Source organism: Amycolatopsis sp. NPDC004169, assembly GCF_040610315.1.
Classification (GTDB): domain Bacteria; phylum Actinomycetota; class Actinomycetes; order Mycobacteriales; family Pseudonocardiaceae; genus Amycolatopsis.
The window spans coordinates 53,745-71,967 of sequence record NZ_JBEXMD010000037.1; the positions used below are offsets into that span (position 1 = coordinate 53,745).

At 70.5% G+C, this 18,223-nt stretch carries 18 protein-coding genes and 1 pseudogene; 11 read left to right on the forward strand and 8 right to left on the reverse strand.

All coding sequences use genetic code 11. The features are described 5' to 3' along the window. Entirely contained in the window at positions 1–1,419 is a 1,419-nt protein-coding gene (locus ABZX11_RS36425) for a carboxylesterase family protein (RefSeq protein WP_354921950.1), read from the forward strand. Positions 1,420–1,425: 6 nt separating this feature from the next. Here ABZX11_RS36425 and ABZX11_RS36430 read toward each other — a convergent pair whose 3' ends face one another. Further along, positions 1,426–1,890, reverse strand: coding sequence for a MarR family transcriptional regulator (locus ABZX11_RS36430; protein ID WP_354921953.1), 465 nt, complete (start codon positions 1,888–1,890; stop codon positions 1,426–1,428). An 87-nt stretch (positions 1,891–1,977) separates the two neighbouring features. On the opposite strand from ABZX11_RS36430, the gene ABZX11_RS36435 reads away from it, so the two are divergent. The 4 genes from ABZX11_RS36435 (at position 1,978) to ABZX11_RS36450 (ending at position 5,425) form a co-directional block, all read left to right on the forward strand. Next, positions 1,978–2,109, forward strand: coding sequence for a hypothetical protein (locus ABZX11_RS36435; protein ID WP_354921956.1), 132 nt, complete (start codon positions 1,978–1,980; stop codon positions 2,107–2,109). Between the two features lies 1 nt (position 2,110). After that, a complete protein-coding gene (locus tag ABZX11_RS36440; protein ID WP_354921959.1) occupies positions 2,111–2,734 on the forward strand; it encodes an NAD(P)-binding domain-containing protein in 624 nt (207 codons plus the stop codon). A gap of 24 nt (positions 2,735–2,758) precedes the next feature. Next, on the forward strand, positions 2,759–3,352 hold the full coding sequence (locus ABZX11_RS36445; RefSeq protein ID WP_354921962.1) for a malonic semialdehyde reductase: 594 nt from the start codon (positions 2,759–2,761) through the stop codon (positions 3,350–3,352). Positions 3,353–3,757: 405 nt separating this feature from the next. Then, the gene (locus ABZX11_RS36450; protein WP_354921965.1) at positions 3,758–5,425 is read left to right on the forward strand and encodes a discoidin domain-containing protein; all 1,668 of its coding nucleotides are present in this window, start codon (positions 3,758–3,760) and stop codon (positions 5,423–5,425) included. Here ABZX11_RS36450 and ABZX11_RS36455 read toward each other — a convergent pair. After that, positions 5,416–5,673, reverse strand: a complete 258-nt coding sequence (locus ABZX11_RS36455; RefSeq protein ID WP_354922059.1) for a hypothetical protein — start codon at positions 5,671–5,673, stop codon at positions 5,416–5,418. The two genes, ABZX11_RS36450 and ABZX11_RS36455, sit on opposite strands and share 10 nt — an antisense overlap. Before the next feature lie 496 nt (positions 5,674–6,169). On the opposite strand from ABZX11_RS36455, the gene ABZX11_RS36460 reads away from it, so the two are divergent. The 3 genes and pseudogenes from ABZX11_RS36460 to ABZX11_RS36470 all read left to right on the forward strand — a co-directional run. Next, entirely contained in the window at positions 6,170–8,062 is a 1,893-nt protein-coding gene (locus tag ABZX11_RS36460) for a hypothetical protein (protein WP_354921968.1), read from the forward strand. A 13-nt stretch (positions 8,063–8,075) separates the two neighbouring features. Continuing rightward, positions 8,076–9,083 (forward strand): right-handed parallel beta-helix repeat-containing protein, encoded by a 1,008-nt coding sequence (locus tag ABZX11_RS36465; RefSeq protein WP_354921971.1) that lies wholly within the window; start codon positions 8,076–8,078, stop codon positions 9,081–9,083. A gap of 292 nt (positions 9,084–9,375) precedes the next feature. Further along, positions 9,376–9,498, forward strand: a pseudogene (locus ABZX11_RS36470) (acyl-CoA dehydrogenase family protein); the annotation flags it as partial. A 42-nt stretch (positions 9,499–9,540) separates the two neighbouring features. On the opposite strand, the gene ABZX11_RS36475 reads toward ABZX11_RS36470, so the two are convergent. Continuing rightward, positions 9,541–10,056: a helix-turn-helix domain-containing protein gene (locus tag ABZX11_RS36475; RefSeq protein WP_176177221.1), complete on the reverse strand. Its 516-nt coding sequence runs from the start codon at positions 10,054–10,056 to the stop codon at positions 9,541–9,543. A gap of 94 nt (positions 10,057–10,150) precedes the next feature. On the opposite strand from ABZX11_RS36475, the gene ABZX11_RS36480 reads away from it, so the two are divergent. Further along, positions 10,151–11,524, forward strand: a complete 1,374-nt coding sequence (locus ABZX11_RS36480; RefSeq protein ID WP_354921975.1) for an MFS transporter — start codon at positions 10,151–10,153, stop codon at positions 11,522–11,524. A 23-nt stretch (positions 11,525–11,547) separates the two neighbouring features. Here the strand turns inward: ABZX11_RS36480 and ABZX11_RS36485 are convergent, their stop codons facing one another. Genes ABZX11_RS36485 through ABZX11_RS36495 form a run of 3 tightly spaced genes read right to left on the reverse strand, consistent with a single transcriptional unit; the run spans position 11,548 to position 13,848 of the window. Beyond that, the gene (locus ABZX11_RS36485; protein ID WP_354921978.1) at positions 11,548–12,177 is read right to left on the reverse strand and encodes a TetR/AcrR family transcriptional regulator; all 630 of its coding nucleotides are present in this window, start codon (positions 12,175–12,177) and stop codon (positions 11,548–11,550) included. Between the two features lie 46 nt (positions 12,178–12,223). Continuing rightward, positions 12,224–13,075, reverse strand: a complete 852-nt coding sequence (locus ABZX11_RS36490) for a patatin-like phospholipase family protein (RefSeq protein ID WP_354921981.1) — start codon at positions 13,073–13,075, stop codon at positions 12,224–12,226. A 5-nt stretch (positions 13,076–13,080) separates the two neighbouring features. Further along, the gene (locus ABZX11_RS36495) at positions 13,081–13,848 is read right to left on the reverse strand and encodes an SDR family oxidoreductase (protein WP_354921984.1); all 768 of its coding nucleotides are present in this window, start codon (positions 13,846–13,848) and stop codon (positions 13,081–13,083) included. 374 nt (positions 13,849–14,222) lie between these two features. Between ABZX11_RS36495 and ABZX11_RS36500 the strand changes: the two genes are divergently transcribed. Beyond that, positions 14,223–14,393 carry a hypothetical protein gene (locus ABZX11_RS36500; protein ID WP_354921987.1) on the forward strand — a complete coding sequence of 57 codons (171 nt, stop codon included), beginning with the start codon at positions 14,223–14,225 and terminating at the stop codon, positions 14,391–14,393. Positions 14,394–14,961: 568 nt separating this feature from the next. Further along, on the forward strand, positions 14,962–16,683 hold the full coding sequence (locus ABZX11_RS36505; RefSeq protein WP_254897362.1) for a non-ribosomal peptide synthetase: 1,722 nt from the start codon (positions 14,962–14,964) through the stop codon (positions 16,681–16,683). Positions 16,684–16,729: 46 nt separating this feature from the next. Here ABZX11_RS36505 and ABZX11_RS36510 read toward each other — a convergent pair whose 3' ends face one another. Both ABZX11_RS36510 and ABZX11_RS36515 read right to left on the reverse strand, forming a co-directional pair. Then, positions 16,730–17,560 carry a class I SAM-dependent methyltransferase gene (locus ABZX11_RS36510; RefSeq protein ID WP_254897363.1) on the reverse strand — a complete coding sequence of 277 codons (831 nt, stop codon included), beginning with the start codon at positions 17,558–17,560 and terminating at the stop codon, positions 16,730–16,732. A gap of 26 nt (positions 17,561–17,586) precedes the next feature. Continuing rightward, entirely contained in the window at positions 17,587–17,994 is a 408-nt protein-coding gene (locus ABZX11_RS36515) for a RidA family protein (protein ID WP_176177226.1), read from the reverse strand. Positions 17,995–18,223: the final 229 nt, after the last annotated feature.

The window sequence follows — 18,223 nt, forward strand, 5'->3', positions numbered from 1 at the left end:
ATGACTCCGGCCGAATTCAGCACGGTCACCACCAGCGGGGGACCGGTCCGCGGTCGCCGGCACGACCACGGCACCGTCCACTTCGACGTGCCCTACGCCAAGGCACCCCTGGGGATCCGGCGGTTCGCCCCGCCGGATCCCCACCCGGGGTGGTCCGGAGTGCGCGACGGGACGCGGCCGGGCCCCACCGCGCCGCAGCCGGCCCGCGACTCCTTCGGCGTCCTCGACATGTCCCCGTACTTCGGCCCGGGCTGGCAGCGCGGCGACGACTACCTGACGGTGAACGTCTGGGCCCCGCCGGCGGACGGTTCACCGCGCCCGACACTGGTGTTCGTCCACGGCGGCGGGTTCGTCGCGGGCTCCAACCGAGCACCGCTGTACGACGGCACGGCCTTCGCGCGGGACGGCGTCGTGCTGGTGACCGTCAACTACCGGCTGGGCATCCCCGGGTTCCTCCACCTCCCGGACGCGCCGGACAACCGGGGCCTGCTCGACGTCGTCGCCGCTTTGCGGTGGGTGCGGGACAACGTCGCGTCGTTCGGCGGCGACCCGGGCAACGTCACGCTCGCCGGGCAGTCGGCCGGGGCGATCATCGTCGGTGGCGTGCTCGCCGAGCCGGCCGCGGCCGGTCTCTTCCGCCGGGCGATCGTCCAGAGCGGCAGCGGCACCGGGGCCTTCACACCCGAGCAGGCCGCCATGGTCACCGAGCGGGTGGGCCGGCACTTCGGTGTCGAGCCCTCCGCCGCGGCGCTGGCCGGCGTCCCGGAGGACCGGCTCGTCGCGGTCCTGGCCGACTTGGCGGGGCTGGCCCTGCGCACGCTCACGCACCACCACCCGCTGGGCGGCATCACGTCGTTCAGCCTGGTGAGCGAACGCCAGCCGGTCGCGGCCGCCGGTGGCAGTGCCGTCGACCTGCTGATCGGCGACAACCTCGACGAGGGCAGCCTTTACCTCGCGCCCGTGGGCAAGCTGGCGGGCAGCACCGACCTCGACGTCCGCGAGACGGCCGCGCTCTTCCACCGCGACCCCGCCGACGCCGTGCGCGGCTACCGGAGCCGGTACCCGCACGCCGGCCGGGCCGAGTTGCGCACCAGGGTGCTCAGTGACGGCCTGTTCCGCACCGGCACGCACGCGCTGGCCACGGCCCACACCGCCGGCCCGACCTACCGCTACGAGTTCGGCTGGCGGTCGGACGCGGTCGACGGGCAGCTGGGGGCCAGTCACGTGATGGAGCTGCCGTTCGTGTTCGACAACCTCGCGCTGCCCTCGTTGCGCGGGCCGCGGAAGCTGCTGGGCACCGGTGAACCACCCGCCGCGCTCGCCACCCGGATGCACCGCTCGTGGGTCGCGTTCGCCGGGTCGGGTAAGCCCGGTTGGGCGGAGTACTCGCCGGGCGGGCACGTCGAAGAGCTGGCGTAGCCGCGCTCAGTCCTCGTCCTGCGCCGCCAGCCGGGCGTTGACCTTGGCGCTGATCGTGGTGAGCGCGTCGAGTTCCTCCGGGGTGAGGTGGTCGATGACGATCTCGCGGATGTCCGAGACGTGCTGGGGGGCCGCCGCTTCGATCAGCTTCGTGCCCGCGGCGGTGATGGCGATCACCGAGCCGCGCTGGTCGGTGTCGCAGCGCTCCCGGCGCACCAGGCCGCGTTTCTCCATGCGCGTCAAGTGCTGGGACAGGCGGCTCTTCTCCCAGTGCAGCAGCCGGCCGAGCTCGTAGGACCGCAGGGGGTCCGCCGCCTCCGACAGGTGCGCGAGCACCTGGTAGTCCGCATTGGACAGACCGCACCGGTGCCGCAGCTGCCGGTCGACGAACTCGGTCAGGCCCTCCTGCATCGCCGTCAGGCTCCGCCAGGCCCGTTGTTCCCGTTCGTCCAGCCACCGCACCTGCGCCATGCTCCCGAGCCTACCGAAGTGGTTGACACGTTAACAAGTTGCGGCGTAGCTTCTGGTTAACACGTTAACCAAAAGTGGGAGACAGAGATGAAGGCCGCGAACGTCTCGGGACGGCTGCACCCCCGTCCGCGACGGACGGGAGGCTACGCCCGGTGGGAAGAGCTGGCCGGGTGGGCGGCGGACCAGCCGGACGACGACCTGCTGCCGGAGGCGTACTGACGTGAAGTTCGGGATGATCGGGGCCGGGACGCTGTCCCAGGCCATCGCCAGCCACCCGCTCAAGGCGGGCCACGAAGTGGTCTTCAGCAACAGCCGGGGACCGGACACCCTGACCGAGCTGGTCTCCCGGCTCGGCCCGGGAGCCTCCGCCGGCACGATCTCCGAAGCGGGCGAAGCCGACTTCGTCGTCCTGGCCGTGACTTGGCGCCGCGTGCGCGACGCACTGAAAGCGCTTCCGCCACGGCCCGGCCGGATCCTCATCGATGCGACCAACCAGTGGGCGGACCCGCCGCCGGCCGCCGTCCTCGACGTCTTGGACGTCGGCGGCAGCGAGCTCGTCGCCTCACTCCTGCCGGACGCCCACGTGATCAAGGCGTTCGACAACCTCTACGGGCCGGTCATCGCGGCCGACCCGGTCACGCCGGCGGGCCGCCGCATCCTCTTCCACGCCGGGGACGACGCGGCCGCCAAGGTCCGGTTCCGGGCGGTGGCCGAGGAATTCGGCTACGCGCCGGTCGACCTCGGGCCGCTGACGATGGGCCGGCTCATGCAGGTCGACGGTCCACTGACCGGCCTGCACGCCATCCGGGAGGACATCGGCCACCCGGTCGGTCTGTCCGGATAACTCCTGTCACGAAAGGAAAACACGATGAACGCCGCCCTGAAGCGGTTGGCTCCCGACGCCACGCACGTGCTGTTCACCGGCGCCCGGACCGCGAACAGCTTCGCGGACACCCCCGTGAGCGACGAAGAGCTGTCGGAGATCTGGGAACTCGCCAGGTGGGCGCCCACGGCGGCCAACACCCAGCCGCTGCGCGTGCTGTTCGTCCGCCCGGGCGAGGGCCGCGACCGGCTCGTCAAACACCTGGACGAAGGCAACCGCGCCAAGACGCAGTCCGCGCCGGCGGTGGCCGTCCTCGCCGTGGACACCCGGTTCCACGAGCACATCCCGGCGCTGCTGCCCTACAAGCCGGAGCTGAAGGAGGTCTTCGCGGCGAACCAAGAGATGCGCGCGGACACCGCGACCTTCAACGCCACCCTGCAGGCCGGGTACTTCATCCTCGCCGTCCGCGCGGTCGGGCTGGCGGCCGGTCCGATGGCGGGCTTCGACGCGGCCGCCGTCGACGCCGAGTTCTTCCCGGAGGGGCGGTTCCGCTCGATCCTGGTCGTCAACATCGGGCACCCGGGGGAGAACCCGTGGTTCCCCCGGCTGCCGCGCCTGGCCCACGACGACGCGCTGTAGTGGGTCTGACGTGCCGGGCACCGTGCTGCTCACCGACCGGGCATCGCCGGCCCCGCCGAACCGGCCCCGGCGGAGCTGATCGAGGACCTCATCCGCGAACACCGGCCCGCGGCGATCCTGACCAGCTGGGCGCCGGTGACCCGCGCGGCGATCCAGTCTGCGGGCGTGGGGATCGCCACCGGCAGTGCGCCTGAGGGTTCGATCCAGTGCCAGGCAGCGCGCGCGTCATCGGCGACGCGCTGGAGACGACCGCCCGTCGTCGCGCCTGAAACGACGCCGGCCGGTGACGTCGCTTGCGGCCACCGGTACGAAAATTTCAGAAAGCGGTCCAACTCTTGCTAAGCATTGTCGGGACGCCTACATTCTGGCCACGTACTCGTGCACTGGCGGACGAGAGGGACCGGCATGGAGATCTCCCGGAGAACCTTCATCGGCTCGGCGGCGGCGGCATCGGCGTGGGGAGCGCTGTCCTTGGCGGGCGCACCAGGCGTCGCGTACGCCGCCAGCCCGCCCGGCGATGTCGTCGGCAAGATCACCGTCGGCTACCAGGGCTGGTTCGCCTGCGCCGGGGATGGCGCCCCGATCGGCGGCTGGTGGCACTGGAGCCAGGACTGGAGCCGGACGCCGTCGCCGGACAACAACGTGATCCGGGCGTGGCCGGACATGCGCGAGTACACCCGCAAGTACCCGACCGCGTATCAGAACTTCGGCAGCGGCGAGCCCGCCACGTTGTTCTCGTCGTACGACCAGCAAACCGTCGACACGCATTTCCTCTGGATGCAGCAGAACGGCTGCGACACCGCCGCGTTGCAGCGGTTCAACCCGAACAGCTCCGAAGGCGCCACCCGCGATGCGATGGCCGCGAAAGTGCGCAGCGCGGCCGAATCGCACGGGCGGAAATTCTACATCATGTACGACGTCACCGGCTGGGCGAACATGCAGCCGGAGATCAAGACCGACTGGACGGCGAAGATGTCCGCCCACACGGCGTCTCCGGCCTACGCCCGGCAGAACGGCAAGCCGGTGGTCTGCATCTGGGGGTTCGGCTACAACGACGCGAACCACCCTTGGGATGCCGCGGCTTGCCTTGATGTCGTGAACTGGTTCAAGGGCCAGGGCTGCTACGTGATCGGCGGTGTCCCGCGCGAGTGGCGGAGCGGTACCGGCGGCTCGCGCCCGGGCTTTTCGGACGTTTACCACGCGTTCGACATGATCTCGCCGTGGATGGTCGGCGCGATCGGCACCGCGGCGGACTCGGACTGGATGTACACCAACATGAACGTCCCCGACGTCGCGGAGTGCGCCGCCCACGGCATCGACTACCAGCCGTGCGTGCTGCCCGGCGACGTCTCGGCGCGCCAGCGTGCACACGGCGACTTCATGTGGCGCCAGTTCTACAACATGATCCGCGCCGGCGCGCAGGGCCTCTACATCTCGATGTTCGACGAATACGGTGAAGGCAACCAGATCGCCAAGACGGCGGAGAACGCGTCGATGACGCCGGCCGGTTCCGGCCTGCTCGCCCTCGACGAGGACGGCACGCCCTGTTTGTCCGACTACTACCTGCGCCTCACTGCCGACGGCGGCCGGATGCTGAAAGGCCAGCTGCCGCTGACCGCGGTCCGGCCGACCTCACCCGGGCTGCCCACCAACAGCGGCACGGACCTGGCCGGGGGCCGGGCCACCACCGAAAGCAGCCACACCCAGGGCTACTCCTCGGGCAACGCCGTCGACGGGAATTCCGGTACCTACTGGGAAAGCACCAACAACGCGTTCCCGCAATGGATCCAGGTCGACCTCGGCGTCGTGACCGCAGTCAGCCGGATCGTCCTGGGCCTGCCGCCCGTGAGTGCTTGGGCCGCCCGCACCCAGACCCTCTCGATCTCGGGATCCGCGAACGGCGGCACCTTCACCACGCTGGCCGGCCCGGCCGGGTACACCTTCGACCCGGCCCGCGGCAACAGCGTCACGGTCGGCGTGCCCGGCACGAACACGCGTTATGTCCGCATCACCTTCACCGCCAACACCGGCTGGCCCGCGGGGCAGCTCGCGCAGTTCGAGGTCTACGCCTGAACCGGGGACGTGCTCCGCGCCGGTCGCGGCCTGCTTGACGTGGGCGGCGACGGCCGCGGGCTGCGGGCTGACCTCGTCGGCGAAGGACTCGTGGCAATTCTCCTTGTCCAGAAACAGGAATCCTTCCTGTGGCGGCAGGATCGGCGGCACCGGCGCACCGCGAACGCGGCGATGTAGGCGAGCGCGGCGCCCTTCTCGTGGGTCCCGGCTTCGGTGATGACCGCGCCGCCGTAGGAGTGCCCGACCAGGACGGCGGGCCCGTCCTGCGGATCGAGGGCCCGCCGGACGACGGCCGCGTCGCCTTCCGGTGACGGGGTCGAGTCAAATGACCGGGTGTTCCGATGCGCTCAACGCGTCGTGCAGCGCCGCGCGCGAGGATGATCCGCGGGTGTCCCACTGTCAAGTTCACGCCGAGCACCCTGCGCGTTCGGAAAGTTACTTTACTAAGTGAACTTGCCGAGGTATGGTCGGCAGACCCGCCGCCTTCAAGCAGTCCTGGCCGAGCCAGCCCAGCTATGGAGGAATTTTGTCCGGATAGGCGATTGCCGCACACCGTGAACGAGGCGGGAGTGACGGCGGCCTTCAGCCGCGTTACCCGCTTTCGGCCGATGTCAACGTTCTCCGGTTCGCCCGGCCGGCACGCGCCGGACAGGCGGCGTCCCGTGCCGCGCCGAGCCGGAGTCGAATCGATCTGCGCCCTCAATCTCGGAGGTTTCTTTGTCGCGCAACAAAAAAGGTGCGGCCTTGGCGGCCGTCGCCGTCGCGTGCGTCGCGGCGGTCGGTTCGGGCCCAGCCGCGGTCGCCGCGCCCGGCCCAGGTGCACTGACCACACTGGACACGTCAGCGGGCAACCGCGCGGCGCCGGTGCCGGGCCTGTACGACTGGAGCAAGGCCGGTTTCCGCGGCGGGCTGAACCTGCCCGGCGCCGACGCCGTGAACCCCAGCGCGAGCTGCCGGATCACCGCGGCCCAGCTCGCGAGCACCTACAAGGTCAAGCCCGACGACGGGGTCGACGACACGGCCGGCATCCAGGCCGCCATCGACAAGATCCACGCGTCGTGCTCGCCGTCGGGCAGCTACACGAAGCTCAGCCTGATCACCTTCCCGGCCGGCACGCTGAACGTCACCCACGAGATCCACGTCGACGCGAACTACCTGATCCTGCGCGGCGCCGGCACGGACAAGACGAAGTTCGTCTATGCCCCCGACAAGAACACCGAGTACGACGTGCTCACGCCGGACGGCGACCAGTGGGACCAGAAGAACATGAACTACGGGGACGCGTCCGGCGGCTGGCTGTGGCCGGGCCGTGGCCTCTTCCGCGTGCAGTCGCGCGGCGTCGACCCGAGCTACGCCAGTGACTACAAGTCCGCCCCGGCCAACCGGAAGGACATCTTCGAGGGCACGATCAACGTGCACTGGAAGGCCGGCGCGAAGCTGCGCGAGAAGCCCGGTGACAAGGGCTTCGCGGCGCGGACCGGTGACAAGACCGTCTACCTGGCCACCAGCGCGAAAACGACGAACATGAAGGTCGGCGGCTTCATCAACATCCGGGCGGCGAACTCGATCGACTTCTACAAGTCGATGAGCGCGTACCCGACGACGTGGCCGCTGGAGAACCTGCACATGCGCCAGCAGTGGTTCACCATCACCGCGATCGACACCACGAACCACACGGTGTCGATCGACAAGCCGCTCGAATACGACGTCCCGGTCGACTCCACTTCGGACGGTTCGCCCGCGATCGACGGCAGCGTCTACGCGTCGAAGGCGTCCCCGATCGTCGATCCGGTGGTCGGGGTCGGCTTCGAGGACTTCACGTTCGGCCAGGTGGCCCCGCCGGGCATCACCGAGGCGCAGGCCAAGGACAACTACGGCAACCTGGCGCCGTCGCTGGCCATGCAGGGCATCGTGTTCAAGTGGGCGGCGAACTCCTGGGTGCGCAACACGCACGCGACGATGACCGGCTCACACCCGATCGTCACCGAGGAGGCCAAGAACCTCCAGATCGTGAACAACGAGCTGGACGGCTCGTGGAACAAGGGCAAGGGCGGCAACGGCTACTTCCGCGGCTCCCGGGTCTGGGACTCGCTCTACGCCGGCAACACCACCCGCGACCTGCGGCACTTCACCTTCCAGTGGTCGGCCTCGGGCAACGTCGTGATCGGCAACGACATCGACTCCGACTTCAACATCCACGGCGGCTACGAGCGCAACAACCTGTTCGAGAACAACACGAACAAGGTCTCCTACGCCCACCGGTCGGGCAACTGCACCGCGCACTGCGGCGGCGAGGGCGGCGACGGGCCCGACGAATCGACGTGGTTCCCGATCTACTGGTCGACCGGGCAGAAGGCGGTCAAGTGGTCCGGATCTTCCGGGCCCCGCAACGTCTTCTTCAACAACACCATGACCAAGCAGATCACCGCGAACGCGGCCTACACGCCGTACTACGCCGACCACACGAAGATCTACCAGTTCGGCTGGGACGGCTCGGCGTTCCACCACCTCGACGTCAGCGGCAAGCCGATCACGGACTGGGCCCACAACGAACAACGCGACTACACCCACGGACACGGCGTCGACGACACGAAGACCAGCACGGCCAAGTCCCTGTTCCTGAAGAACATCGGCTGAAAGGGGTCACCTGATGATCAAGCTACTGGCGGCGTTGTCCCTGGCCGGGCAGCTCGTGCACCCCGCGGCGACGACGATCAGCGTCGCCACCGCCACCCAGCTCTCCGCAGCGCTGTCCGCGGCGAAGCCGGGCGACACGATCGTGCTGGCCGACGGCGACTACAGCGGCGCGTTCGTGGCGACCAAGCCCGGCACCGCGTCCGCGCCGATCACCCTGACCGGCAGCGCGAAGGCCGTGCTGCACGACCCGCTGTTCAATCCCGGTGACACCGACTGCCCGTCCGGTCAGACCGGCTACGGGCTGTGGCTGCAGGGCGCGAGCTACTGGAACCTCAAGGGGTTCACGGTCAAGGACTCGAAGAAGGGCATCGTGCTCGACGGCGCCCAGCACGTCACCATCGACGGCGTCACCGTGCACGACGTCGGCGCCGAGGCCGTGCACTTCCGCAAGAGCAGCGCCTACGGCACCATCAAGAACTCCACCATCACCAACACCGGCAAGGAACAACCCGGCTACGGCGAGGGCGTCTACCTCGGCTCGGCCAACAGCAACTGGGAATGCTACGGCGCCAACGGCGGCCAGTCGCCCGACGGCGGCAACTACATCCAGGTGCTCGACAACAAAATCGGCCCCGGCGTCGCCGCCGAGGCCATCGACATCAAGGAAGGCACCCACGACGGCCTGATCTCCGGCAACACCCTCGACGGCACGGGCGAGAAGAACCAGAACTCGGCCGACTCCACCATCGACGTCAAGGGCGACAACTACACCATCACCGGCAACAAGATCAGCAACGGCTACCTCGACGGGATCCAGACCCACAACGTGTGGGAGAAAACTGGCTGCGGCAACACGTTCACCAAGAACACCTTCGTGGTGACCAACAAGTCGGGCTGGGGCATCAACTCGACCAACCAGAGCGACTGCGTGTCCCAGAACAAGCCGAACGTGATCGGCGCATCAAACACCGCCACCGGCGGCAGGGGGGTGTCCAAGACCCCCGTCACCCCCGGCACCTGACCGGCCGAGACGACGGCGCCACCTGCGGGAACCCGACGCAGGTGGCGCCGTCCCAGACGGTCCGTGGACGGTGAACCGGCACGACGCCGGGGGCCGGGTATGCGGAGTTTCGCTTGGCTCGCGAGCCGGGCCCTCGAAGTGCGGGGGGCCAGTAGTGCCGCTGGTGGAGGCCGAACGCTCCGGCGCGCCGGCTTGACGACTGACCGGGTGAGGTCGCCGGCCTGCAGGCCGGCCTCAACGGAGCCGGCCGGAAGGCCGCCGGCCTCCACCGAAGTTCGACAACGACTCCTGGCTGGACAAGGACCGCAAGCACGAGTATCCGTGGGACTTCGTCAAGACGTTCGCCGCCGGCGGGTGGCTGGGAGCGATGATCCCGGAGGAGTACGGCGGAATCGGCCTGGGCCTCAAGGAAGCGGCCGCGATTTTAGCCGGTGGCTCCCCGGGAGCGTGCAAGGGGTCAGTGGATGGGCTGCAGAAGGGGGCGCGGCTGGGAGAGGATCGCGCTGACCTGGCTGTGTTCCGGGGGTGGCGGCAATCCCGGGCCCGGCGTCATCACCGTCTCGGCGGGCGTCACCGGGTCGCCGCATCGCTGGCAGGTCCCCGACTGTGCGACTTCGCCGTCGCATCCCGCGTGGACGAACACGCGGCGGCGTCCGGCTGGCGCGTAGTGTTGGTCGCCCCAGGCGACCAAGGCGCGGATGACGGGCCAGAGCTCTCGTCCCTTTGCCGTCAGCGTGTACTCGCTTCGCTTGCCTGGTCCCGGCACGCGCTCCAGCACGCCTTCGCCGATGAGGAACTCGAGCCGTTCGGTCAGGACCGCGCGCGGGATGCCGAGGTGCTCGACGAAATCGCTGAAGCGGCGGACGCCGAAGAAGGCGTCGCGGACGATCAGCAGTGTCCAGCGCTCGCCGACGATCTCCAGTGCGCGGACCATCGAACAGGCTTGGTTCGTGTACTCGCGGGGCAGCGCCATGCGTCCAGTCTGCCACAGAAAAGTTCGTTCATCGAACCAATCGTGCTAGTCTTCGCAGGAAAGAGTTCGGTGACCGAACAAAGTAGGTGTTCGCATGGCCAGCCGTCCCGGAGCCGTCCTCGTCGCGTCCGGCGGCGCCACGCTGCTCGCGCTCTTCGTCTTCACCGCGCCCCTGTCGATCGTCCCGGCGGTGGCGGGCGGCCTCGGCGCCGGCGCGGTCGCGACCTCGTGGATCCTCAGCTCGATGAGCCTCGGGCTGGCCGTCGCGCTGCTGCCGGCCGGCGCGATCGGCGACGACTTCGGACGGCGGCGCGTCTTCGTCGCCGGCGCCGTCGTGACGGCCGCCGGATCGGTGCTGTGCGCGGTCGCGCCGGGACCGCTGACGTTCATCGGCGGCCGCGTCGTCGAAGGCGTCGGCTCTGCCGCGCTGATCGCGTGCGGGCTCGCTGTGCTCGGCCCGGCGTTCCCGGACGCGGCCGGCCGTGCCCGCGCGACCGGCCTGTGGGGTGCCTGCCTGGGCGCGGGCATCGCGACCGGCCCGCTGGCCGGCGCGGCACTCGACCACCACTGGCGCGTGCTCTACGTCGTGATCGCGGGCCTGGCGCTCGGCGTCGCCGCACTCGGCCGGGTCCTGCTGGCGGAGTCGGAGTCGGACCGCGTCCGGACGGTCGACCTGCCGGGCGCGCTGCTGCTCGGCGGCGGTCTCGCGGCGCTGCTGGCCGCGCTCACCGAAGGCAGGCAGAGTTGGACGAGCCCCCTGGAGCTGGCTCTGATCGCGGCGGCGGTCGTGCTGCTCACAGCGTTCTTCACCCACCAGAACCGCTCCGGCGGCGGCATGCTCGACCTGACGCTCTTCCGCCGCCCGGCCCTGGTGTCGGCGACGACGGGCGCGTTCGTGGCGGGCGCCGGGGTCACCGCGCTGATGGCGTTCCTCTGCACCATGCTCGAAAATGGCCTGGCGCTGAGCCCGCTCACCTCGGCCCTGGTGGTGCTCGCCTGGTCGGCGACGAGCGTGGTCTCGGCGGTGCTGACACGCCGCCTCCCCGCGGCGTTTTCCGGCGGTGCGCGGCTGAGCGCCGGCCTGGTCGTGGTGGCGGCGGGCCTGGTGCCGCTGGCGTTCGCCACCCCCGCCGTGGCGCCGGCGTCCCTGCTGCCGGGCCTGGTGGTGGCCGGGGTCGGGACGGGCGTGGTGAACGCGTCCTTGGGGCGCGAAGCGGTGGCGAGCGTGCCGCCGGACCGGACGGGGATGGGCAGCGGCATCAACAACACGAGCCGCTACGTCGGCGCGGCGCTCGGCGTCACGGTGGTCAGCGTGCTGGCCGTCCACCCGTCCCCAGCCGGCTTGACCGCGGGGTGGAACACCGCGGTCGGGGTGGGCATCGCGGTGTCACTGGTCGGGGCGGCGGCGATCGCGGCGCTGACGGTCCGGGCGAAGCGCGTCACGGCGACGGCGGCGCCGACTGCCTGAGTCCGGGCACTGCGTCAGCTGTCTCAATCAGCACGCTGAGGCGGCGGTTCCGCCATTCGCCTGGTGCGACGCGAGCGAGGCGCCCGTGTCGCGAAGTCGGCCAGTGTCATCTTGACCGCGTCGTAGGGGGCGGGGCTGCGGCGAGCCCGCGAGGTGATCATCGCCCCTTCGACTCCGGCGATCACGGCGTCGGCGAGAGCGCGAGCCGCCGCCTGCTCGACGCCGAAGGTCATGAAGTGGAACGCGAGCCGGTCGATCATCTCCGAGAATGCTCGCCGGCCGGTTTCGCCGAGGTCCGCCGACTCCTGCGTCGCGCCTTCGGTCACCAGGGGCGCGATCGCGCAGCCCCGGGAGTAGCCGCTCGCCGCCATGCCGTCGCGGCCGAGGTCTACGTAGCGTTCAACCAGTTCGGCCGCCGAGGCGGCCTGCTCCGCCGCGCGGTCGATGATGTCGACCTGCTCCCGCGCGTGGGCCTCGACCGCCTCCGCCGCCAGTTGCGTTTTGCCGTCGGGGAAGTGGAAGTACACCGAGCCGCGGGGCGTCCCGCTGAGCTTGAGCACGTCGGAGAACGCCGTCGCGTGGTAGCCCCGCTCTCGCATGAGCTGCTTGGCCGCCTGGACCATCTTCACCTTGGCGTCCGAGCGCGCACCCACGGCGACCTACCTTCTTTATGTATGACGTCTTGCATATCTTAGCAACTCAGGCGTTCCACCACGCGGCCAGCTCCGCCGCGACCGCACGCGCTCGCTGCGCGCCGGCCGCTTCGGCGACTTTCACGAACCGGGGGTTCATCAGGTCCGCGATCGTCTCGTAGAACGGCTCGGCGGTGATCACCGTGACGCGGTAACCGTGCTCGACGAGGACGGCCTCCTCGCGGGCGAGGCCGTCGTTCGGCAGGGGAGCCAGCACGAGTACCCGGCCACGGGCGGCCGAGCCGACGTCGCGAACCAAGTCGGCGTTGGTGCCGGACCGAACCGCGCCGTCGACCCAGACCGAATCGGCAAGTGTCACCGGGGGCGCGGCGCCGGGCGCCGCGGTGGAGCACGCCACGGCGGCCGCGAGCGAGACGCCGTCGGCCGCCGACCATGCCTTGGCCGCCCCGGTGCCGGCGTTCACCGACGTCACCCTGAGCCGATCCGGCCACGGACCTTCGGGCAGCGTCGCGCGCCACAACCCTTCGGCCTGGTCCACGGAGATCGGCGGGATGGCGGCGATCGCCGCCTGACCGATACCCCGGGCGGATTCGGCGTCATGGGTGGACCCGGCGACGACCCGGCGCAGAAGATCCCGGTCGCCGTAGCCGGATTCGGTGTTGCGCGCATGCCATCGGGCCCGATCGAGCATCCGCTGGGGCAAGGTCGGGAGGCCGCCGGGCCGCATCGTGAGCCAGGCGCCGACCACCGACCCGGCCGAGGTGCCCAGCACCACGTCGGACTCCGCCGCAGGCAGTCCGCCGGAGACAAGTTCGTGTAGCAGGGCGGACGTCCATGCGACACCGGCGGGGCCGCCGCCACCCAGCACGAGCGCGGTCATCGACCGCGGGGCGGTCATCGGTTCTACCAATCGAGTTCGGCCGGCAGGAACGGCACTGCCTCGGGGGCTTCCTTGCGGGCCTTCAGGAGCTGCTCGGCCGCCGCGCCGACGGGCACGCGCAGTGGGGGATCGGCGTGCTCGATCGTGTCGGCCACCGCGGTGGCGACTTCTTCCGGCGCGATGACCTCGCCGCGCAGGACACCGAGCTGACCGAGCAGGGCGAGGTAGGGGTCGTCATCGCCGAAGAAGGACTTGGCTCCGGCGGCGCCGTCCGTGGCCACCGCGCCGGGCTGGACGATGCTCACCCGGACGCCGAAGTGGCCGACCTCCAATGCCAGTCCTTCGGCGATGGCCTCCAGCGCCCATTTGCTGGCTCCGTAGGGGGCGATGATCGGCAGCACGACCCGGCCCTGGACGCTGGAGACGAACACCAGCCGCCCCGCGCCCCGTTCCCGCATCTGCGGCAGCACTCCTTGCGCCACCCGCAGCGCGCCCAGAGTGTTGAGCTGGAAGAGGTTTTCGATCTCGGCGAGCGGGACGCTTTCGAGCGGGGCGCGCACGGTCGCGCCGGCGTTGCTGATCAGGACGTCGATGTCACCGGCGTCCCGGATCGCCCGGTCGACACTGTCCTGGTCGGTCACGTCGAGCCGTAGCCGCTGGTCGACGGGCAGATCGACCAGCGTTTCCGGCCGCCGGGCAGTGGCGACCACCCGGTGGCCCCTGGCCGCCAGCTCGACGGCGATGGCGCGGCCGATGCCCTTGGACGCGCCGGTGATGAGCACGGATGACATGGCGAATCTCCTTGGGGGTGACTTGGCCGAGGGCTGAGAAGCCGCCCGCGGTCCTGAGTGGGCACGAGCTCTTAGCGGCGTCTCAGGTCCTCCGGCAAAACCTATACTATGTCGTACGACATACTTGTCAAACGCGCATGGCGCTGCCCGCCGGTGCCAAGTGGCCCAGGCGTGCGGGCCAGGATCAGAGTGATGGCCAGGAGTCGATGCGGAACGCCCTGCCGGCGATGGTGATGCCGGCACCGCGGGCGCCGGGGACGTGAGCGCCGAACACCGGTGCGGCGTTGTCCGCCGCCCAGGTCGGCGGCCGGCACGTCGGCGTGCCGGGCGGGCTGCTCGTTGCTTCCGTACAGGCACCGCGCGATCGCAGGGGTGTGGGCAAGTTGGTCGAGGAGGTGGTCGGCCGCCGATCGCTCGCGCTGCGGGCCGGCACCACGGGCGGCGACGTCGCCACGGTCGTGGCGGTGATGACCACGGCGACCCCGCTGCCGCAGGTCCTCGCCGAAGTCCGCGCCGCCCTCGGCGGCGAGCGGCCCGTGTCCTGACGTGGGTGGTACTGAGTGTCGTCCAGGCAGTGCGGTGCTGCTGTTCGCCGGGCTGGTGCCGGCGGTCTCGGCTGTCTTCCTGATCGGCGGGCCGCTGTGACCTCCGGCCGATCTTCGGGGCGAGGTGTAGCGGCTACCGACACCCACCGCCCGGGCGATACTGTGGTGGCAATGCCTCCTCGGTCTTCACCGCGGTCCGGACCACGAAATTTCTCTGCACCAAAACAACTTTAGTTCGTCCAATGTGGACCAGAGCACTCCGTGACCGCGCGTGCGTGACATTGCCGTGACACGTCACCTGATTGGCGGGTTGGCATCCCTTCGGTGCTCGGTATGGTTTTTACCGACTGACATCGGAGTGGACCGGCGGTGCCGGGGAACTTCTGGGGGCTCGCTCGGGGGAATAGCAGGCAGGGTGTCTTCCGCACTTCTCCGTCGGCGCAGGGTCGCGTCCGCGGTCTGCCGCTCGGCGCACGCTGCTGAGCTTGGGCGGCGCGCCTGCACGTCGATTCCCTTTCACCGCAGCGGCTTTCGGAGCTGATCCGTTCCCCGGGTGGGAGGAGCGACAGTGGACCAAGCCGGAACGGTACCGGCGCTCGTCGGGCAGTGGGTGAGCCGCACGCCGGAGGCCGAAGCGGTCGCCGACGCGCGCACCGGCGCAAGTCTGACGTACGCCGAGCTGTGGCGGCGTTCCGGCCGGTTCGCCGGCGAGCTCGCGGCCGCCGGCGTGGGCCGCGGCGACGTCGTCGGCGTCACCGCGCCGCGGTCCCCGGAGTTCGTGGTGGCCGTGCTCGGCATCCTCCGGGCCGGTGCCGCCTACCTGCCGGTCGACCCCCAGGCGCCGCCCGGCCGGGTCGCGACGATCCTCGGGGACGCCGGCGTGCGTGTCGTGGCCGGGCCGCCCGCCGCCGGCCGGCCGTCGCTGCCGGTCCCGGACACCGGTGGCGGCCCGGAGGCGCCGGAGATCGTGCTGACCGGGGAAGACGTCGCCTACGTCTGTTCCACGTCCGGGTCCACCGGCACGCCGAAGGGGGTGCTGGTCCCCCACCGGGCGGTCCGCCGGCTCGCGACCGGGGCGCGGTTCTGCACCCTCGGCCCCGGGGACCGTGTCGCCAACACGGCCAACCCGGCCTTCGACGCCACCACGTTCGAGCTGTGGAATGCCCTCGGCAACGGCGCCACCGTGGTCGTCCTGCCGACCGTGGCCGAGCTGCCGCCACCGGAGTGGGCCCGGCTGGCGCGGGCCGACCGGGTGTCCGCGGCCTTCCTGACCACGTCGTTGTTCCACGCGGTGGCGCGGGAACACCCCGCCGCCTTCGGGTTCCTGGACACGCTCGTGGTCGGCGGCGAACAGCTCGACCTCGGCGCGGTGCGCGCGGTGCTCGCCCACGGCGCGCCCGGCCGGCTGGTCAACGGCTACGGGCCGACCGAGACGACGACCTTCGCCACCTTCTTCGACTGCACGCCGGATTCCCTGGCCGGGCTGGAGCGCATCCCGATCGGGTTCGCGCTGCAGGAAACCACCCTCGCGGTCGTCGGCGAAGACGGCGAGCCGGTCGCACCGGGCGAGACCGGCGAGCTGCTCGTCGGCGGCGCGGGGGTCGCGCTCGGCTACCTCGGGCGGCCCGACCTGACGGCGCAACGGTTCGTGCCCGACGAGACCGGCGCCCCGCGCTACCGCACCGGCGACCTGGTGCGCGCGCTGCCCGGCGGTGCCCTGGAGCTGGTCGGGCGGCGCGATCGCCAGGTGAAGCTGCGCGGGTACCGGATCGAGCTGGAAGAGATCGAAAAGGTCACTGCGGCCGTCGACGGGGTGGCCGCGGCGTTCGTGGAGAAGGTCGGCGACGGCCCCTCCGCGTGGCTGGCCGGGTTCGTGCTGCCGGCGGCCGGTGGCGGACCCGGCCCGGCGGAGCTGTCGGCCGCGCTCGGCCGGGTGCTCCCGGCCTACATGGTGCCCGCCCGCTGGGTCGTGCTCGACGAGGTTCCGCTGGGCCCCACCGGGAAAGCCGACCGCGCGGCCCTGCTCGCGTCACTGGACCGGCCGGCCGGGGAGCCGGTCGCGGAGCCGGCGGGTGACGTACTGGAGCGGGCGTGGCGCGAGGTGCTGGGGGTGAGCGGGACCCCGGCCGACGCGAACTTCCTCGACCTGGGCGGCAATTCCATCCTGGCCATGCAGGTGGCGTCCCGGGTGCGCCGCGGCCTCGGGATCGTGCTGGAACCGGCCGACGTGCTGCTGGCGGAGTCGTTCGGCGAGCTCGCCACGCGGGTTCGCGAGCTGCACCGGCCCTGAACGGCCCCGCTCCGGTCGCCGTGGTCCGGCGGCCGGAGCGGGGTGATCACGACCGGACGGCGTCCCGGTGGGCTTCGGCGGCCGCGCGCAGCTCCGGCGAATAGCGCACCCGGCCGCCCGGGCCGCCGTAGCGGCGCTTCCGCGTACCACCGGTCCGCCGGATCATCGTCAGGCTGTTCTGGGTCAGCTTCTGCGATTCGAGGAGGTTGACGACTTCCAGCTCGCCCGGATTCGTGCGGGCGAACTCGCTGATGTACCGGACAATGGCCTCACCCTCCGGATAAGTCAGCAGATAATGCATCAACACCATTCCGCCGTCCGGGTTGATCTGTTCCCAGAAATTGTCGAAGAAGTACAAACACTCCCAGGCGTCGACCCACGCGAAGTCGATCGGCGCGAAACCGGCGGGCAGCCGCTGCGCGCAGTCGCGGATATCGGCGTTGACGACCGTCACCAGGTCGTCCAGCCCCAGCTCCCGGAGTACCCCGAGCACCCGTTCGGCCGAGGACTCGGGGATCGACAGGTCGTCGACGGCGACCAGCGACGGCCGGTACGGCCGGAGGTGGAACTCCGGGGTGACCAGTGCCGGTGCGGCATTGAGCCAGGTGTCGTCGAGTTCGTCGTGCTCGGCGAGGTGGCGGCTGGTCTTCTCGGCCAGCGCCGCCGACTCGGCGGCCACCTGGTCCCGCACGTCGGCCAGCGCCGCGGCCAGGAACGGAGTCGTGTACCCCATGCCGACCTCCAGCACCCGGCTCGGCCGGTGCAGGCAGACGAGGTCGGCCAGCAGCCGGGCGATGACCTCGGTGCCCATCTCCGGCACCCGCAGGCGTTCGGCGGCGGCATGGAACTCGGCAGTGACAAAGCGGTTGAGCTGCACTTTTCCCCCTGGTGCGTGGCCGCGGGTCAGCGGTGCCGGACGACCGCGGTGACCTCGATCTCGATCAGTGCCTCGGGCCGGAACAGGGCGGCCACGGCGACGGTGGTGCTGGTCGGCAGGTCGCCGGTGAAGTACCGCGCGCGCACCTGCGCGTAGGCCGCCCGGTCGGCCATGTCGGTGAGGTAGGTCCGGATGTTGACGACGTCGGCGAACCCGGCGCCGTGCGCCTTCAGGATGGCTCCGATGACCTCCAGAGTCCGTTCGGCCTGCACCGCGATGTCGCCCTCGCCGACGATCGCGGCGTTGTCGTCGTCGAGGGCGAGCTGGCCGGAGAGGATCAGGAGCGCGCCGTCGCCGAAGTCCAGCCGGGCCACCTGGGAGTAGGGGCCGGCGGGGGCGGGTGCGGTCGCCGGGTTGCTGAGCTCGGTGCGCATGTCGGTCCTTTGTTCACCGGCCGGGAATTCCGATTAATCGGCGAGGCCCCGGCCATTTCGATCACGTCCGCGTGGCACAATACCCGATCGGACTCGGGAGTGGACTGATGATCGCGGAAGTATCGACGCGTGGACGGTGATCCAGATCACATAATGATCTACGAAAACGTTGCCTATGGTGGTTGGCAGGGGGTGTGAAAGTTGCGCGAAATTCGCGAACAAGGTCGAA

Excerpts from the sequence above, each read along its gene's own strand:
- ABZX11_RS36445 (WP_354921962.1), top strand. The coding sequence starts at position 2,759 with ATGAACGCCGCCCTGAAGCGGTTGGCTCCCGACGCCACGCACGTGCTG.
- ABZX11_RS36475 (WP_176177221.1), bottom strand. The coding sequence starts at position 10,056 with ATGGCGCTGCCCCGCGAGTACACGAACCAAGCCTGTTCGATGGTCCGC.
- ABZX11_RS36430 (WP_354921953.1), bottom strand. The coding sequence starts at position 1,890 with ATGGCGCAGGTGCGGTGGCTGGACGAACGGGAACAACGGGCCTGGCGG.
- ABZX11_RS36465 (WP_354921971.1), top strand. The coding sequence starts at position 8,076 with ATGATCAAGCTACTGGCGGCGTTGTCCCTGGCCGGGCAGCTCGTGCAC.
- ABZX11_RS36490 (WP_354921981.1), bottom strand. The coding sequence starts at position 13,075 with ATGACCGCCCCGCGGTCGATGACCGCGCTCGTGCTGGGTGGCGGCGGC.
- ABZX11_RS36435 (WP_354921956.1), top strand. The coding sequence starts at position 1,978 with ATGAAGGCCGCGAACGTCTCGGGACGGCTGCACCCCCGTCCGCGACGG.
- ABZX11_RS36450 (WP_354921965.1), top strand. The coding sequence starts at position 3,758 with ATGGAGATCTCCCGGAGAACCTTCATCGGCTCGGCGGCGGCGGCATCG.
- ABZX11_RS36515 (WP_176177226.1), bottom strand. The coding sequence starts at position 17,994 with ATGCGCACCGAGCTCAGCAACCCGGCGACCGCACCCGCCCCCGCCGGC.
- ABZX11_RS36495 (WP_354921984.1), bottom strand. The coding sequence starts at position 13,848 with ATGTCATCCGTGCTCATCACCGGCGCGTCCAAGGGCATCGGCCGCGCC.
- ABZX11_RS36425 (WP_354921950.1), top strand. The coding sequence starts at position 1 with ATGACTCCGGCCGAATTCAGCACGGTCACCACCAGCGGGGGACCGGTC.
- ABZX11_RS36480 (WP_354921975.1), top strand. The coding sequence starts at position 10,151 with ATGGCCAGCCGTCCCGGAGCCGTCCTCGTCGCGTCCGGCGGCGCCACG.